Raw genomic sequence first — 15,529 nt, 5'->3', positions numbered from 1 at the left:
GGTTTTTTGAATTACAAGATTAATAATGAGCAGAGACAAGATAGCCCGGCTTTGATAAGAGCAAACGCATCAAAATTGTTCTCTTCATGAGTTATTTCGATTTTTTCAGCTGCTGTATCTCTCTTTGTAATTCTTCGATTTTTTTACCCTGTTCCTGAATGGTTTGTAATAAGAGCGGAATCAGCTCATTGTAATTTACAGACTTATATCCGTCATTATCGGTGCTGACGATGTTGGGAAGTACTTTTTCCACTTCCTGGGCAACTAGACCGTACTGAAGTTGAGCATTTCCGCCTTTCTTTTTTCCTGTTTCGTTCCAGAAATAAGAAACTGGTCTTAGTTTATTAATGATTTCGTTGGACGCTTTTATTTCAGTGATATTTTGTTTCAACCTTTCATCTGAATTATAGTCTATAGCACTTGCTTTTACCGTTCCTGCAACATCTAGTTTAGCAGAAGCAGAAGGAGTAGTTCCAATCCCTACACTACCAGTTCCGGAAAAGACAAGATTTTTGCCGTTCAAATCTACATTTCTTGAGGCTAAAGAAGTTACGATCGCTCCATCTGAGGTATAGAGGTTGGAGTTGACTCCCATACTTTCCCAATTACTTCCATTCCAAAAATAATATCCAGGTTGTGTGATCTTGGCTACTTTCGAAGTAGGAGAAACAGGAGAGACTGTTGCATAGATCATCAGTGATTCTGTTCCAGGTTGCATGTTTGCCGTCATGGTTTGAATCTGATCTCCGGTAAGCCGTGGTATCATAAGACCTTCCGGTTGTGAACTTCCATCTGTTTTGGCGGTGATATCAAGGGTAGTCTTGGGGTTAGGAGTATTGATCCCGGCCTGAGAATAGATCAATGAGCTGATGGATGTGCTTCCGATAAGGCATAGCCTGAACATTGCAGAATGAGTCTTCTGCAGAAAAGTAGAGTTTTGCATAGTTTTTTTAATTGTTTTTTTTGATTGAGTATATTAATTCTTCCCTAGTGTGAGGAGTGAAGGATATTTTTAATAATTGTTTTTGATGTCTCTATGAACTCGTTTGACCTGTAGAGCTGGCTGGTCAGGATTGAACTTTCAAAAAGGAGATAAATATGAGCTGCAAAAGCTTCGTCATTAGCTTCCTCGTTAAAGAATATTCTCAACTTATTCTTATGGCAACGAAGGACAACATGAATTTCCTCCTTATCAGCAGGTATTTCAGATAGAATATTCCAAAAGCTACAGCCTCTGAAATCTTCTTTTTGATTCATATAAATAAGAAAATCGAAAGACTTCAGTATCTTCTCTTCAGAGGTTAAAGCTCCGGATATGAATTTTTCCAACTCAGATACCCAATAGTCATATCTTTTGTTGAGAAACTCAATACACAAATCATCCTTAGATTTAAAATGCTGGTAGAAACTGGCTTTTGAAACCTTGGCTTCTTCAATGATCTGATTAATGCCAGTACTATTAAAACCTTGTCTATGAAACAAGAGCAAAGTTGTACTTAATATTCTTTCGCGAGGTCGAGACATTGGTTAAAAATTTTCACAAATGTAATTAAAAAATGAACAGACTGGTATGTTTGTTAAAAAAACATGTAACTACTTTATTATTAATGTGAAAATAACAGATAAAAACAGCAATGAATGTTCACTGCTGTATAAGATCCCTACTGAATATGGTTGATTAGTTTAGCTTTAGAAGAGAAAAGATTTTGTTATTTGGTTGAATATATTTTCCATAGTACATAAGTAAAGACTGTATTTTATGAGGATGAATATTTTTCAATCCATTTGTATAGCGTTGTTTTGGGAATTCTATATTCCGTAATGACTTGTTGTTTGGTTTTTATCCCGGAGCCAATCATTTCCAGAATAAATCCAATCATCTCAATGGTATAAATATTTTTTCTAAATTGAAGCAGGGAGGTTTTTAAACCAGCATCTTTCTGAGAATTATGAATGTTGAGTGGAGAATAAAAAATAAGATGTTGAGAGTAAAGCCTAAAGAAATCATATTCCAATAACGTACTCCATTGTAAAAGTAATGCTGTTGAAATACCTTCAGATTGATATATTCTTTTAAGTTCATCTTCTGTACACTTGAAGTAGTTGCATAGACGAGCTAAGTCTATTTCTTTTTCTTCAACTCTTATTTGTATAAGCTTGCCAATATGTATTTTTTTGAGGTTCATTAATACAGGGTATTGTGTTTTTTTGCTGATTACTCTCTGCTACATTTTTAGATGTACTTTTTGAGGAATTTATACCAACTTGAGTTTTATAAGTTCTGCTTATGAAGAAAATAATGAGTAATTACTATTAAAATATTTTTCACGGTGATATCCACTTTGATAGAAATGCAGCATTTCGGATTTCAAAATTTAATGGAATAAGCTTTGTGTTTTTATATCAATACAATGTTAATGAAAAACGATTATCCTTAGACAAGAATTAAGGTCTACTTATGTGCTACATCTTTGTAAAGTATTGTATTTGCATTGCATTTACGTTTTGTTGAAGGATAGTTGTAGTAGCTTGTAAAAACCTGGGAATGGATTTTATATCTTTTTTTTGATACTCAGACGAAATTATCAGCTGATAATGGTATTCCTTTGATCTCTCATTATACAAACCCGCGGGCATAATAAAGCTGGATGAGGAAAAATAATAAAGTAAAGAACCATACTACATAAGGATGATACCGAAAGTTTTCCTTCAGGATATAATGGAGTGCTTTGAATAGCTTAACTAATCCAATCATTCCTATGGCAAAAAACAGGAAAAAAATAATGAGAAAGATATAATCTCTTGAACTATAATCCCCGGAATCTGATATTTTATTAAAATGATCCAGATAAGATTGCACATTGATAGTCTGCCCCAAAAACATAGCAGAAATAATCAGAATGAAAAATGGAGTAGACGTGTAAACGGTTGTATAAATAAAAGAAAAAAGCAAAGTACGAAAAGTCACCGTATTTACTTTTTCCTTTTTATACCATAACAATATAACACTGAATACCACTGCCGTAAAATTGTTTATCAAAAAGATAAATAAAGCTTTTTCTACCATGCTCAATCCCTTGATCTTCGAAAGGATATTCTGCTGACCACTGTAATCCATTAAAAGGACAGAAATGATCACAGAAGTATACACAGAAAGCTTGATAGGAGATAGGTAATCATGAAAGCGTTCTGTTTCTTCCTTTTCCATTTCATGAACGGATAGGTCGTAGCAACGGCGGGAGTTCTGAAACAATTTAAAAATTGTCACCGGTACCAGCAGTATTTCAATAATGATCTGAAGACATAGCTTCTCAAAGCTATCAATCAATTTTTCGAACATACACGAGGTATTAAGGGAACGGATTCACTATGCAATTTAATCATTTTTAAATTGCATATCGCATAATACCGGTGAATGAAAAGCTATTTATTTAGGAAGTCCTTTTTTTAGAGCAATATTCGCTCTCTCAACGGATTTTCTTTCCTTCCAGTCCATGTATCTCTTTTTATACCTTCCTTTCATGAAGTTGTCAAAGTTTCTTTGAACAGCCAGATTCCATAGAGAATGTGCTTTTACTGCCCAGCTTTTATCCCATGCACGAAGAGAAAGAGAGAAAGAACCATCCAGATATTTCATCCAATGCCACCAGCCAGTAGGCATAAACAGGGTATCACCATGCTCAAGATAACATTCTATTCCTTCAATGCCATCCAGGGCCGGGAATTTTTCAAAATCAGGGTTGGAAATATCATAGTCTTCCAGTGCATAAGTTGCATAAGGAAGTTTATATAAACGGGTTTTCCATTTGTATTCGAAAAGAAGGACATGCTTTCTTCCGTTAAAATGGGTATGAAAGATATGAGGCATATCGATATCATAATGTAGGAAAGTCACAGAACCTTTGCCTCCAAAGAACATACTAGGATATTTATCCAAAAATCCACCCATCAGAGTCTTAGGCGGGATATAATCATCCAATAATTTAGGCGCAAATTTGATAGGATCAAAAAAGAAAATTCTCAGATCCGTAGGTTCCCGTTGAATGAGGTCTACATATTCCCCAAAAGGCATTTTGGTCGTAGGAGTATTGATAGGAGCTGCAGGATCGGCTTTAGCGCTGTCGTATAGAGGTACCTCAACATCGCCTACAACTTCTTTCATGTACTCCATTGTCCATTTTTGATATGCAGGCCAATTTTTTGCCATGTTTTTGATTACCACTGGTCTGCGTGGTTTTAGGTATTTTTCACGGAAATCTTCCTGTGAAATGTCATCTACAATATCTATTGGTTTAAGGGCTATTCCCATTCGTTCTAATTATACCGCTAAAATATTAATAATTTATGATAATAGATGAAAATAATTTCGTTTATCTGGAATTAATATAAATAAATAAAAAGACATCCTGATAAAATTTTTTATAAAGTCTTTATTAATAGGATTGTTTGCCCTTTTTTACTTAAAAAATAGAGTAGATGATATGAAAAATAGTATTGTATGATGAATCAATACTACGTATCTTGTATTAATCTTAAAATAAGATGGAGAAAACTTAAAAATTACAATCTGTAAAATTAGTCAAAAGGATGAACAATAATTTTAGAATAGTGTTGTTTGTAGCAGTTTTTGTAGCAATAGGGTTGATTGTAGCAATTATGATAATACTTTTTTTGAAATATTTCCCTTTAGGAGAAAAAAGGAATATGGATCTATTTTTGATTATTCTTTCTGTAGTATCAATTTATTACTTGATGCAATATGTTGTTCGGAAATTAAAAAAATAAATACGTAAATATATTTTTATCTGAATAATGAAAGGTTGGAAATTTTAACAGATAATCCTTTTTTTGATGAAATTTAAAGACCCATAAATTACTATTAATAAAACACAAAGATGGAAAGAAACGATGAATATTTTGACTCTGTTTTCGATAAGGTATACACTACAAAGACGCCCCTAGATCAGCTTATAGAAAATTTAAAAAAGAAGGGTTATCCCAGGGAGAATCTCACTTTTTGATGAACAGGAGACTGAGAGGCCAGTACACTTTTTGGGAAGTGAGAAGGCATATTGTGCATGCTCCCTACTAGTCAGAAAGTGTGGCACAAAATGATGCTATTGATGATGAATTTGCCGATTTTTTTCAGAATGAAGAAGTAGATTAGCAGTTTTCTTTTTTAGCTTAAATATTTAAACCTATAACCTGCCTTTATCATGTACATTATCATACTTGTTCTGTTTCTGGCTCCTTATATTATTTCCTATTTCTTATATAAAAAAAGAATGAAGTGGTATAAGATAGGAGTTGCTCTGTCATTTCTATTTTGGATTACTTGTATAATAACAGTAACTCTTGCAGACAAATTCCTTACAGATGTTGATCTCCCCTTACTCTTCTTCTATTACTATGTCTGGATGCATTGGTTTTATCTGGGACTGTTGGGCTTGTGTACAGTATTCTGGCTGTATGTAATTATAAAAGGAAATAATGATCATGCCAATGAAAGCTAATACCAAGTTTCTTTTTTCTGTGCTTATTGTTTCATTTCTTATGAAGCAATGGGTGAATTCGAATCTTAAAGATAATCTAAAGAATATCAACACACGGAATATTGAACATCTGGAATTTAAAACCAATAAAAATTTTACTGGGTTTGGTATCGAAAATATAGGAAATGATCTGAGAGATCAGCTGCTGAAAATGGATATTGATCATGCAGAAGTGAAAGTTGCCAACGGAATTCCTTTCTATTTTTTTCAGGAAAGTGAAATTAAGATAACCGGTAAAAATAAAAGTCTTGCCATTTTTGTGAAGTATGACTGGTTGCATTTTGTTTTCAAAATAAGGGGTTACCAAATTGTAAAATATTGATGTATTTCTGAAAATACATTTAGAAATAACTGTAATTTTAAAAAGAACAAATGACTAAAGAGCTGGAATGAAAAAACAACCAAACGATGACAAAGAAAAGCATAAAAGTTTTTATTGTAAATGTAATATTGCTATCCGTTTTGGCATGCGTTTTAGGACTTACAGATGATGTCTTTCAAGAAGTGTATACATCAAGTAATATTTTAACCTATTGTATGAATGCAATGCAATATTTTCTGTTCTGGGTGCTTCCTTATTGGTGGGCGATGATCATAGCCGGAGCTGTAATCCTGACCATTTTATATGAAATGATTAGAAATATCATTAAAAATACCAGAGCATGAATCAAAGAATAGAACTCTTCTTCTGGATCCTTGTCGCCTGTATCAGAATTTTAGAACTTATTAAATAACAAATATGCATCTGGAAAAAGGTAAAGTATATATTGTAAATGATCATGATTTCACAAAGTCCGAGCATCTGAAAAGTGACTTAAAGAAACATTTTGGGAAATACATATTTCTGAATTTTCCGGATGAGAATTCATTAAAAGTATATTCTTATTATAAGAAAGTTAAGAATCGTTTCATTACAGAGGCAAAAAGAGAGATAAGCCGTATCATCGGGGAAGATTTTGAACTAGAAGATGCAGAATATTCTGAGATGGTGATGACTGTTTCCTATCTTTTATTACAGGAAAATAATGCTTTGGTAGTCCATACAGCAGGAATGTCATGGCATTCGATAGATTGTTTCAAAGACAGATTTATGAAGATAACAGATTTTTTAGGTGGGGTATTAATAATTTATAATAACAAATGACAGAATATGCATTAAAAATAAAAGCTTCTAAAGAGCTTTTCCCTCAGATAACCGGTATTTTGGGAGTTGAGCCCAGTACATCTGACTATTTTTGGGAATTGTCTATTAAGGAGAATGATAATGGATTCACTGCGGCAATACCTTATTTTATGTCACTTATTGAACATAAACGTAATGAATTGGAAAAAATAGGTGTTATCAGAACATGTATCTCAGTATGGCTTTATAAAGTGTATACAGGACAATGCAATATGGAATTTCTCCTGATGAAATGAAGCTGTTGTCAGATCATGATATTACATTATGTGTATCCTGCTGGGAAGATGTAAATGATGATCAGATAGAGAAGAGCAGTTGAAAATATTAGTTTTGAAAAATAAAGAATGATGAAAAATTGGTTTAATCAATCAATAAAAATAAAATGAATTTGATAGATATATTTGCCGGATATACAATTGATATTGTATCAGCGGTTGTTCTTTATATCTTTTTTAATGATGAGAAGCTCTCCTTCGAGCTGTTTTGTAAAGAGAAAAAGAAAGAAATAAGACGTCTTTCCTGGACAATTATTATCATATCAGTAGTGATCCTGATTTGGGGTTTAAATCATAAGGATATATCTGTCCAGTGATATAGATCGGGATCAGAATTACCCCCACGCTCGTGTCGACACATTATTGAAAAACTTTGGCTATGAGTAGAAAATATAAATTTCATGAAAAGGATGGAGCTTACTTTATAAGTTTTGCTACTGTATTCTGGATAGATATTTTTACTAGGATGGAATATTTTGATATTATTATCAATGCATTAGATTACTGTAGAAAAAATAAAGGGATGTTTATTTTTGGATATTGTATTATGCCTAGTCATATTCATTTGATTTTTTGATCAGAATTGGGAGAGCCGTCAGAATTGATTAGAGATTTTCAAGGATTTACAGCAAGAAAATTATTAAAAGCTATTGAAGAAAATACCCAGGAAAGTAAAAAAGAATGGTTGTTGTGGATGTTTGAAAAAGCAGGAGAAAGAAATTCGAACATCAAAAAATACCAGTTTTGGCAACAGCATAATAATCCAATAGAAATATGGTCTCTTACAGTATTTGAACAGAAATTGAATTATATTCATCAAAACCCTGTTAAGAGCGGTTTTGTGATAGAGCCATGGGAATGGAAATATAGTAGTGCTGGAAATTATTGTGACGATCATCAGGATATATTGGAAATAGATATAAATTTATAATTACTATGTGAAGGACACGAGCTGGAAGCTCGCGCCAGCGAAAAAGGCAGAGTCCTAAATTAGAACAGTTACAAATCAAAACTATTCTTATTGATGAAATATAAAGAAGATATCATTATCATACTAGACAGCATTGTGGATGATTATTATTTCCTTTGGGAATGTTTTCATGATTATGTTCAATATGGAAATTCGGAAGAGAAGCTTTCTACATTTTCGGAAGCTTTAAAAGAGGCTTACACCCATCAGCTTCTTAATTTCTTTAAAGGAGAAAAATTTAATGGCGATGAAATACTCATCCAGGAATTTTCTTTAAATGATGGTGTAATAAAAGAGCTGCTGGATTATAATAATGAATCACAGACTGAAATACTTCTTACAACTTCTGAACAGGGAATTGCATTTTTGGAACAAGATAATATCAACTAGAATATAAAAAGACAAAGTGATGCTAAATATATTGAAGTATTTTATGATGTTTTCGTTTTGTATATCCTGTAAAGAGGTGAAGAGAAATAACTGTAATACAACAGAATTGCAAGAGCTTTCTTCCGTTATCTATAGAAAATACAATAAAACTTATTTTGTGGATGATAGTAGTAAAAATCAATTAGACTTTGTTAAATTGTATACTACTCATTGTGGCATTGGTTATAAAACAGAATATTATAACATAGAGAAGACTTTTAATTTATTTAATAAGAAAAAGGAGAATGTTTTTTATGCTGAATTAATTTGTTTTAAAAATGCAGAGAGCTTGGATTATATTATCAAACAGATCACGATCAGAAACTGTTTAGATCCTTATAATATTAAAATAAATAAAATTTATAAACTAAATCCTCAACAGGGAATATTTGTAAATTATGCTAATTTTGATATTAATGATTTTCAAAGGGAAATCCTTTCAAAGTATAAAGGGTATGAAATTGTTGAGATGAATACTTCTACTGATACGACCCCTTAGCTTATGCTCAAAATAACAACAAAGCCCTTGCAATAGCCCACGCTGGCGCGAGCTTCTAGCTCGTGTCCCGCTTAAAATTCTTATATTTGATCTATGAAAAAAGTACATCTATTAGCATTATTTCTTGTTGCTTTCAATACTGGTTTCCATGCCCAAACGAAATCTTCATCTAAGATCGAATCTGGAGTATCCTATGAACTGGCTCAGTTGAGAAAAAGTACACTAAGTGATATTAAATATGAGCTCAATCTGAAAATTCCTGAAAGTAAATTGGAAAGAATTGCAGGAGCTGAAGTGCTTACATTTACCTATAAGAAGCAAAATGAGGCATCATTACTAATAGACTTTAAAGAAGATCCTACTTCGCTTTTATCATTATCAGTGAACGGGAAAACGATAAAACCGATGCTGGAAAATGAACATGTAGTTATTGATGCCCAGTACCTGAAATCGGGCTCCAACCAGATTCATTTTAATTTCCTGGCAGGAGATGGAGCATTGAACAGACGTGATGGTTACCTGTATGCTTTATTTGTACCTGATCGTGCCAGAACCATGTTTCCATGTTTCGATCAACCCAATCTGAAAGCAAAATATTCTCTGACTCTGACAATCCCTGAAAAATGGAGCGCAATATCCAACGGAAAACTGAAAGATACTTTTGTACAACAAGGACAGAAAACATTACGGTTTAATCAGTCAGATCTACTTCCAACGTATTTGTTTTCTTTTGCAGCCGGAGATTTTAAAAACCATACGGAGAAAATCAGCCAACAGGATTCCAGAATGTTATACCGCGAAACCGATTCTGTGAAAATTAAGAACAGCATGGATTCTATTTTCACGATATACAAAAATTCTCTCGCCTATTATGAAAAATGGACGGGCATCAAACATCCTTTTCAAAAACATGGAATGGCCGTTATTCCGGATTTTCAATTCGGCGGTATGGAACATCCGGGCGCTATATTATTTAAGAATTCCGTTTTGTTTTTAGATAAAAACGCAACACAGAACCAACTCAACAGCCGTTCTAACCTTATTGCTCATGAAGTGGCTCATCTTTGGTTCGGGGATATGGTGACGATGGATTGGTTTAATGATGTATGGATGAAAGAAGTTTTTGCCAATTTTATGGCAGATAAAAGTACTGGAGCTTCCACTGATAAAAGTGTATATGATCTCAAATTTTTAACAGCCCATTATCCGGCTGCTTATTCTGTAGATCGTACTTTGGGAGCAAATCCAATTCGTCAGGTTTTAGATAATTTGCAAAATGCGGGAATGATGTACGGGCCGATTATTTACGATAAAGCCCCTATCATGATGCGACAATTGGAATTATTAATAGGAGAAGAAGCTTTCCGAAAAGGAGTAAACGAATACCTCTCGAAATATGCTTATAATAATGCCAGCTGGCCGGATCTTATTACCATTCTTGACAAACATACTCCGAAAGACCTGCAGAGTTGGAATAAAGTATGGGTGAATGATCCGGGAAGACCAATTATCGATTATAATGTACAATATAAAGGTGAAAAGATAGAACGTTTTACCATTTTCCAGAAACCGGAATATGGAAAAGAACAAAAATCTTGGCCGCAGGAGTTTGAAATCAGCTTATTTTATACAGACCGGGTTGAAAAAGTTAATATAAAGCTAGAAGGAAAACAACAGGATATCTCCGAACTAAAAGGGAAAATGAAACCTTTGTTTATCCTGCAAAATTCATCGGGAATAGGCTATGGCGTATTCAAAACCGATAAAGCGGTGATCTCAAATTTTTCCTTAGTGAAAGATCCGATTAGCCGTGCCAGTGCTTATATTTCCTTATATGAAAATATGCTGAATAGCTCAGGAGTTAGTACACAGGATTTATTAAGCTTTTTTGCAGAGCAGTTGCCAAAAGAAACTACAGAACTGAACCTTCGCTTAATTACGGGATATCTTACCTCTATTTATTGGAATTTTCTCCCTGAAAATACCAGATTGAAGGAATCTGCAAATATTGAGGACAAACTTTGGAAAGCTTTACAGGTACAGACCGCAAAAAATAATAAGAAGATTATGTTTGATGCTTATCAGGATATTTTCCAGTCACAGCAGGCATATGATACTTTGTATAAAATCTGGAAATCCAAGACACCACCACAAGATGTATCTCTTAATGATGAAGATTTCACAAACCTGGCTCTTGCTTTGTCCTTGCGAAATTCAAATAATAAAGACCTACTACAGGAGCAGCTGACAAGAATTGAAAACCCTGATCGCATCACCCGTTTTAAGATCATTATGCAAGCAGCTTCTTCCGAACAGAAAGTGCGTGACGATTTCTTCAATGGGCTTATGCAAAAACAGAACAGAACCAATGAATCAGCTGTTGGGGCAGCATTAAGCTATCTCCATCATCCGCTAAGACAGCAAACTTCTGTTCATTATCTTCCTAAAACTTTAGATGTTCTGCAGGAAATCCAACAGACAGGAGCTATATTTTTCCCGGATAATTGGCTTCGTTCCACCTTTAGCAGCTATCAGGATCCGAAAGCGCTTGAAGCGGTCAATCAATTCCTTTTGAAAAATCCTGATTATAATCGTATTTTAAAAAATAAGATCTTACAGGCAACGGACAATTTGAGGAGAGCCCAGACCCTTCTAAAATAAGAGGTAAACAATTTGTATATGAAGTATTATGAAGATGTAAACCACTATTATTTGGCGAAATATCTTGATTCTAAAGACCTTGGACAGTTTACAAGTTCGTGGGTATTTTATGATCGTGATGAAGAATTCAGACTTGCAGAATTGTTAAATATTGATGGAAATGTTTTCTCGTTTTTATGGGAATATGGAGATAGTACTCTTCTGGAAAAAATTGATCAATGGAAGAGAGTTTTCAGAAGACATACTATTGAGCTTCCATCCGATATGACATTCAGGTACAAAGACTATATTTCTTCAGGTAAGAAAGTGTATCTGGATATGATAGAAACCGATTACGCTGTTGCTGACGGAGCATTTAATAAATATTCCGCCTTTAATATTGCCCGTAATCTAACCCAGTTTATCGTTGATGAAACAATGCATATAGACGATCTCGATTTACATTTTCTTGATGCCATCGATCCTTTAATTCGTTTTAAGAATTGTGTTAAAATGATAGATTCCAAGTGGTTACGTGCCTTTGTGTTAAATGGATATCATCACCAAGGAGATTTGATAAAAGTATTCATTCATAAAAAAGAGGATCATTTTTTACCTGGAATAAGCAGGCTGGAGCATAACGTTTTTGAAAATATATATGTAGCAAATTCTCTTAGTTGGTAATCCAATATATAGCTTAAACTTCAGATTAATAATTTAAATTTTCAATTCTTTTCGGTAGAAAGTAATTAAAAGCAAATCGTTTTTCGATTGAAAATTTACACTGTTTTTTCTGTTATTCGATAACATAATTACGCTGCAACAGACATTAAGTTTCTCAGAAAATGGCTATATTCGGCTTCATAAAAAAAATGATATGCAATTATATGAAGGGATTTCTGTGGGGTTGTATCTATTATTGATGATAGGTATAGGCATATATTCTTATAGAAAATCAACAAATAACTCAGAGGAGTTTTTAATTGGAGGAAGAAAGATGGGAGCAGCTGTTACGGCACTCTCTGCAGGCGCTGCTGATATGAGTGGCTGGTTGCTGATGGGAGTTCCGGGAGCGATGTACCTGTCCGGTATTTCCAGTTCATGGATCGCGATAGGATTAACGCTTGGAGCATTCCTCAATTACATTATTGTCGCACCAAGACTTAGGATTTATACCGAAGTGGCTCAAAATGCGATTACATTACCTGTATTTTTTGAAAACAGGTTTAAAAACAAAAACCATCTTCTGAAGATTACGTCTTCTATCTTTATTTTGGTGTTTTTTACCCTTTACACTTCAGCTGGAATGGTGTCCGGCGGAAAATTGTTCGAATCAGCTTTCGGAATGGATTATACTGTAGGACTGCTGCTGACAAGTTTAGTGGTCGTTTATATACCTTCTTAGGCGGTTTCCTGGCAGTAAGTCTTACAGATTTTGTACAAGGAACCATTATGGTATTGGCTTTAGTGATTGTACCGATTGTTGCCATTATCGAAATTGGAGGAGTTGGAGAAACGTTATCTCTTATTGAAGCTAAAGATCCAAAATATCTGGATTTATTCAGAGGAACCACTACCGTAAGTATTGTTTCTTTATTAGCTTGGGGATTAGGATACTGCGGACAACCGCATATTTTAGTTCGTTTTATGGCCATTGATAAACCAAAAGATTTAGTTAAAGCCAGAAAAATTGGGATTACATGGATGATCTTTACCGTTGCCGGAGCTTTGGCGATTGGTTTGGTAGGAATTGCTTACCTGCAAAAATTCGATATTGAAACAATGATGAAGTTTGACGGATCAAAAACAGAAGCAGAAACTATTTTCATTTATTTCTCCCGTATTCTGTTTCATCCGTTTATTGCAGGGTTTTTGCTTACTGCAATTCTTGCAGCCGTAATGAGTACCATTTCATCTCAGTTATTGGTAACTTCCAGTTCATTAACAGAAGATATTTATAAAGCTTTCGTGAATAAAAAGGCAACCTCTAAACAACTTTTGATGGCCAGCAGACTTTCTGTTTTATTAGTAGCAATTATTGCTGTACTCTTATCATTAGATCCTAAAGACAGTATCCTTAATCTGGTTGGAAATGCCTGGGCTGGTTTTGGTTCAGCATTTGGGCCGTTGATCCTATTATCTCTTTTATGGAAAAAAACAACATGGCAGGGAGGACTTGCCGGAATGTTGGTAGGGGGAATAACAGTATTAGCATGGGTATATCTTCAGCATCCTTTAAAAGATTGGTATGAAATTATCCCTGGATTCATTCTTTCTTTGCTTACCAATATTATTGTTTCCTTAGCTACCTATAAGCCTGATGCAGTGATTGAAAACGAATTTGATGAAGTTAAAAAAATTATGCAGGAGCCGTAATGGTAACCGTAATATAATATAGAAATAGACCCTTGCTGTATAGCGAGGGTTTTGTTTTGAATAACTTTCACTCAAAAGTATGGTGTCATGAAATAAAAGATACTGAAAATAGTAGTAAATTTATAACTAGAACCATTGAAATACAATATAAAGATGGACAAACAGGATTTTAAACAAGAGCTTTTCAGTGCTTTATCCAGCTATAACAAATCAATACTTGAAAAGCTGTATGCCGTCATTTTAAAACATGATTATATGGATCTTAACCTTGATCGGTTTACCTTTGAAAAAGAAAAAGATATAATTAGAATTTCCGATGAAGTTTACTATAACTAAATGGGAAGCGTTGAGATAGGAAAAGATGAGTTTCTAAAAGAACTCTCAAAATTAATACATTAGCTTATCGTTGATTTTTCTATGATCATTAAGGATGAAAAGTTTTCCAAAGTTGTGAAGAGAATTTAATTATCTTTAAAGGATCATAAATTGAAATGAAAAAAATACCGCTCATTATAGGAGCTGTTTTCCTGTTGGCTGTTGTTTTATTTTACAATTTTGGTGGGCTGGATGTCTATCTTCTCAATAAGATGAACCGATCGACACTCCCTGAAAAATATAAAAACTATCAGTATATAGACAGCACTAAATCTATCACTTTTGGACATCATGAAATAAAACTGATGTGGGAAAGCTATACTCGCATTCAACATTTTATAAGTTCAGAAGGCAATGTAATTATTGTGACCAATGAAATTCCAAAAGACAGAAACCAGAAAGAAATAGAAGAAGATGGTGCCGTAGGAAGTACCCGTTTTTATATGGATTATCATTTTTATAAGCTGGATAAGGACGGAAATAGTATAGATCACTATACTTATAAAAGTACCCGTGAAAACTGGAACGAATTGTTGTTTGGAGATTTCATTGTGAATTACAATAAAAAATACTATAAAACCTGGATAAAAGATGGTGACACCATGAGGAAACCTATGATTATTCAAAATGAAGACCTGAAATGGAGTAAGGACGAGCAGATTCGTCAGTTTCATAATGTTATCGAAAATGCGGATGATTATTTAAGAGATCATGATGGCGATTCAGAATGTACCACATATTACATGAACGGTAAATGGTATCAATTGTTTACCAATACCAAACTCTCAAAAGGAATATCTTCCAAAGCAAATCCTGGGTACAATAACAGCCTTTTCGGAGAAGGTCTTTTTGAAAGAAAAGAACTGGAACCTAACCGATATCCGAATATCATGCCTGTTTATTTTCAAAGAAGAGAATTGGACAAATTTACATCCAGTACATCGGGAGGAGCCATATCCAACACTTCAAAAAGTTGGGCTGGAGATTTGTATTGCCAGCTTTTAATAAAAGGAGATACCTTGAAATTTAAAAAAGCAATGTCCTTTAATGAAAACTTTACTACCGAAAAATTTTATAAAACGAAAGGCGAAGATATTCGTAAATTGAAAGCTGAATTGGAAAAACAATATACCCCTTATTTGTATTTTTCAGATAAAAATCTCAATTTTCAGCTTTTTACAACCCGTGAAAACAAATTGTATTTGATAAAACCTATTCAATAAACTGTTA

Annotated in this window: 18 protein-coding genes and 1 pseudogene; 14 read left to right on the top strand and 5 right to left on the bottom strand. The window is 33.7% G+C overall.

From position 1 onward, the window contains the following. Window positions 1–91: 91 nt before the first annotated feature. The 5 genes from QWZ06_RS15950 to QWZ06_RS15930 all read right to left on the bottom strand — a co-directional run bounded on the left by QWZ06_RS15950 (window position 92) and on the right by QWZ06_RS15930 (window position 4,309). Window positions 92–943: a tail fiber domain-containing protein gene (locus tag QWZ06_RS15950; RefSeq protein WP_290299517.1), complete on the bottom strand. Its 852-nt coding sequence runs from the start codon at window positions 941–943 to the stop codon at window positions 92–94. A gap of 44 nt (window positions 944–987) precedes the next feature. Further along, window positions 988–1,524 carry a TetR/AcrR family transcriptional regulator gene (locus tag QWZ06_RS15945; protein ID WP_290299516.1) on the bottom strand — a complete coding sequence of 179 codons (537 nt, stop codon included), beginning with the start codon at window positions 1,522–1,524 and terminating at the stop codon, window positions 988–990. Window positions 1,525–1,757: 233 nt separating this feature from the next. Continuing rightward, complete coding sequence (locus tag QWZ06_RS15940; RefSeq protein WP_290299514.1) at window positions 1,758–2,186, bottom strand: transposase; 429 nt, start codon at window positions 2,184–2,186, stop codon at window positions 1,758–1,760. A 431-nt stretch (window positions 2,187–2,617) separates the two neighbouring features. Then, window positions 2,618–3,340, bottom strand: a complete 723-nt coding sequence (locus tag QWZ06_RS15935; RefSeq protein WP_290299513.1) for a hypothetical protein — start codon at window positions 3,338–3,340, stop codon at window positions 2,618–2,620. 87 nt (window positions 3,341–3,427) lie between these two features. Further along, window positions 3,428–4,309 (bottom strand): cupin-like domain-containing protein, encoded by an 882-nt coding sequence (locus QWZ06_RS15930; protein WP_290299512.1) that lies wholly within the window; start codon window positions 4,307–4,309, stop codon window positions 3,428–3,430. Between the two features lie 976 nt (window positions 4,310–5,285). Here QWZ06_RS15930 and QWZ06_RS15925 point away from each other — a divergent pair. The 14 genes and pseudogenes from QWZ06_RS15925 (at window position 5,286) to QWZ06_RS15860 (ending at window position 15,522) form a co-directional block, all read left to right on the top strand. Beyond that, window positions 5,286–5,513, top strand: a complete 228-nt coding sequence (locus tag QWZ06_RS15925; protein ID WP_290299509.1) for a hypothetical protein — start codon at window positions 5,286–5,288, stop codon at window positions 5,511–5,513. After that, a complete protein-coding gene (locus QWZ06_RS15920; RefSeq protein WP_290299508.1) occupies window positions 5,503–5,874 on the top strand; it encodes a hypothetical protein in 372 nt (123 codons plus the stop codon). Before QWZ06_RS15925 ends, QWZ06_RS15920 begins: the two co-directional genes overlap by 11 nt. An 86-nt stretch (window positions 5,875–5,960) precedes the next feature. Beyond that, window positions 5,961–6,218: a hypothetical protein gene (locus QWZ06_RS15915; RefSeq protein ID WP_290299506.1), complete on the top strand. Its 258-nt coding sequence runs from the start codon at window positions 5,961–5,963 to the stop codon at window positions 6,216–6,218. A gap of 73 nt (window positions 6,219–6,291) precedes the next feature. Next, complete coding sequence (locus tag QWZ06_RS15910) at window positions 6,292–6,696, top strand: head-tail connector protein (RefSeq protein ID WP_290299503.1); 405 nt, start codon at window positions 6,292–6,294, stop codon at window positions 6,694–6,696. Continuing rightward, a complete protein-coding gene (locus QWZ06_RS15905; RefSeq protein WP_290299501.1) occupies window positions 6,693–6,971 on the top strand; it encodes a hypothetical protein in 279 nt (92 codons plus the stop codon). The genes QWZ06_RS15910 and QWZ06_RS15905 overlap by 4 nt, the downstream gene beginning before the upstream one ends. Window positions 6,972–7,389: 418 nt before the next feature. Further along, window positions 7,390–7,941 (top strand): annotated as a pseudogene (locus QWZ06_RS15900) (REP-associated tyrosine transposase). Between the two features lie 93 nt (window positions 7,942–8,034). Next, the gene (locus tag QWZ06_RS15895; RefSeq protein WP_290299499.1) at window positions 8,035–8,370 is read left to right on the top strand and encodes a hypothetical protein; all 336 of its coding nucleotides are present in this window, start codon (window positions 8,035–8,037) and stop codon (window positions 8,368–8,370) included. A 19-nt stretch (window positions 8,371–8,389) separates the two neighbouring features. Beyond that, a complete protein-coding gene (locus tag QWZ06_RS15890; protein ID WP_290299498.1) occupies window positions 8,390–8,908 on the top strand; it encodes a hypothetical protein in 519 nt (172 codons plus the stop codon). 93 nt (window positions 8,909–9,001) lie between these two features. Next, window positions 9,002–11,569 carry a M1 family metallopeptidase gene (locus QWZ06_RS15885; protein WP_290299497.1) on the top strand — a complete coding sequence of 856 codons (2,568 nt, stop codon included), beginning with the start codon at window positions 9,002–9,004 and terminating at the stop codon, window positions 11,567–11,569. An 18-nt stretch (window positions 11,570–11,587) separates the two neighbouring features. Next, window positions 11,588–12,232 (top strand): hypothetical protein, encoded by a 645-nt coding sequence (locus QWZ06_RS15880; protein ID WP_290299495.1) that lies wholly within the window; start codon window positions 11,588–11,590, stop codon window positions 12,230–12,232. 193 nt (window positions 12,233–12,425) lie between these two features. Then, on the top strand, window positions 12,426–12,953 hold the full coding sequence (locus QWZ06_RS15875) for a sodium:solute symporter family transporter (RefSeq protein ID WP_290299493.1): 528 nt from the start codon (window positions 12,426–12,428) through the stop codon (window positions 12,951–12,953). Further along, window positions 12,872–13,924 (top strand): sodium:solute symporter family transporter, encoded by a 1,053-nt coding sequence (locus QWZ06_RS15870; protein WP_353960021.1) that lies wholly within the window; start codon window positions 12,872–12,874, stop codon window positions 13,922–13,924. The genes QWZ06_RS15875 and QWZ06_RS15870 overlap by 82 nt, the downstream gene beginning before the upstream one ends. Window positions 13,925–14,059: 135 nt before the next feature. Further along, window positions 14,060–14,260, top strand: coding sequence for a hypothetical protein (locus QWZ06_RS15865; RefSeq protein WP_290299491.1), 201 nt, complete (start codon window positions 14,060–14,062; stop codon window positions 14,258–14,260). A gap of 155 nt (window positions 14,261–14,415) precedes the next feature. After that, window positions 14,416–15,522, top strand: a complete 1,107-nt coding sequence (locus QWZ06_RS15860) for a hypothetical protein (RefSeq protein ID WP_290299489.1) — start codon at window positions 14,416–14,418, stop codon at window positions 15,520–15,522. The last annotated feature ends 7 nt before the right edge of the window (window positions 15,523–15,529 follow it).

The organism is Chryseobacterium tructae, from assembly GCF_030409875.1.
Taxonomy (GTDB): Bacteria; Bacteroidota; Bacteroidia; order Flavobacteriales; family Weeksellaceae; genus Chryseobacterium; species Chryseobacterium tructae.
This window is presented reverse-complemented; position numbering and strand designations above follow the sequence as displayed.

What these genes read in the sequence shown, in the direction of transcription:
- QWZ06_RS15950 (WP_290299517.1), bottom strand. Translation starts at nt 943, where the DNA reads ATGCAAAACTCTACTTTTCTGCAGAAGACTCATTCTGCAATGTTCAGG.
- QWZ06_RS15945 (WP_290299516.1), bottom strand. Translation starts at nt 1,524, where the DNA reads ATGTCTCGACCTCGCGAAAGAATATTAAGTACAACTTTGCTCTTGTTT.
- QWZ06_RS15940 (WP_290299514.1), bottom strand. Translation starts at nt 2,186, where the DNA reads ATGAACCTCAAAAAAATACATATTGGCAAGCTTATACAAATAAGAGTT.
- QWZ06_RS15935 (WP_290299513.1), bottom strand. Translation starts at nt 3,340, where the DNA reads ATGTTCGAAAAATTGATTGATAGCTTTGAGAAGCTATGTCTTCAGATC.
- QWZ06_RS15930 (WP_290299512.1), bottom strand. Translation starts at nt 4,309, where the DNA reads ATGGGAATAGCCCTTAAACCAATAGATATTGTAGATGACATTTCACAG.
- QWZ06_RS15925 (WP_290299509.1), top strand. Translation starts at nt 5,286, where the DNA reads ATGAAGTGGTATAAGATAGGAGTTGCTCTGTCATTTCTATTTTGGATT.
- QWZ06_RS15920 (WP_290299508.1), top strand. Translation starts at nt 5,503, where the DNA reads ATGAAAGCTAATACCAAGTTTCTTTTTTCTGTGCTTATTGTTTCATTT.
- QWZ06_RS15915 (WP_290299506.1), top strand. Translation starts at nt 5,961, where the DNA reads ATGACAAAGAAAAGCATAAAAGTTTTTATTGTAAATGTAATATTGCTA.
- QWZ06_RS15910 (WP_290299503.1), top strand. Translation starts at nt 6,292, where the DNA reads ATGCATCTGGAAAAAGGTAAAGTATATATTGTAAATGATCATGATTTC.
- QWZ06_RS15905 (WP_290299501.1), top strand. Translation starts at nt 6,693, where the DNA reads ATGACAGAATATGCATTAAAAATAAAAGCTTCTAAAGAGCTTTTCCCT.
- QWZ06_RS15895 (WP_290299499.1), top strand. Translation starts at nt 8,035, where the DNA reads ATGAAATATAAAGAAGATATCATTATCATACTAGACAGCATTGTGGAT.
- QWZ06_RS15890 (WP_290299498.1), top strand. Translation starts at nt 8,390, where the DNA reads ATGCTAAATATATTGAAGTATTTTATGATGTTTTCGTTTTGTATATCC.
- QWZ06_RS15885 (WP_290299497.1), top strand. Translation starts at nt 9,002, where the DNA reads ATGAAAAAAGTACATCTATTAGCATTATTTCTTGTTGCTTTCAATACT.
- QWZ06_RS15880 (WP_290299495.1), top strand. Translation starts at nt 11,588, where the DNA reads ATGAAGTATTATGAAGATGTAAACCACTATTATTTGGCGAAATATCTT.
- QWZ06_RS15875 (WP_290299493.1), top strand. Translation starts at nt 12,426, where the DNA reads ATGCAATTATATGAAGGGATTTCTGTGGGGTTGTATCTATTATTGATG.
- QWZ06_RS15860 (WP_290299489.1), top strand. Translation starts at nt 14,416, where the DNA reads ATGAAAAAAATACCGCTCATTATAGGAGCTGTTTTCCTGTTGGCTGTT.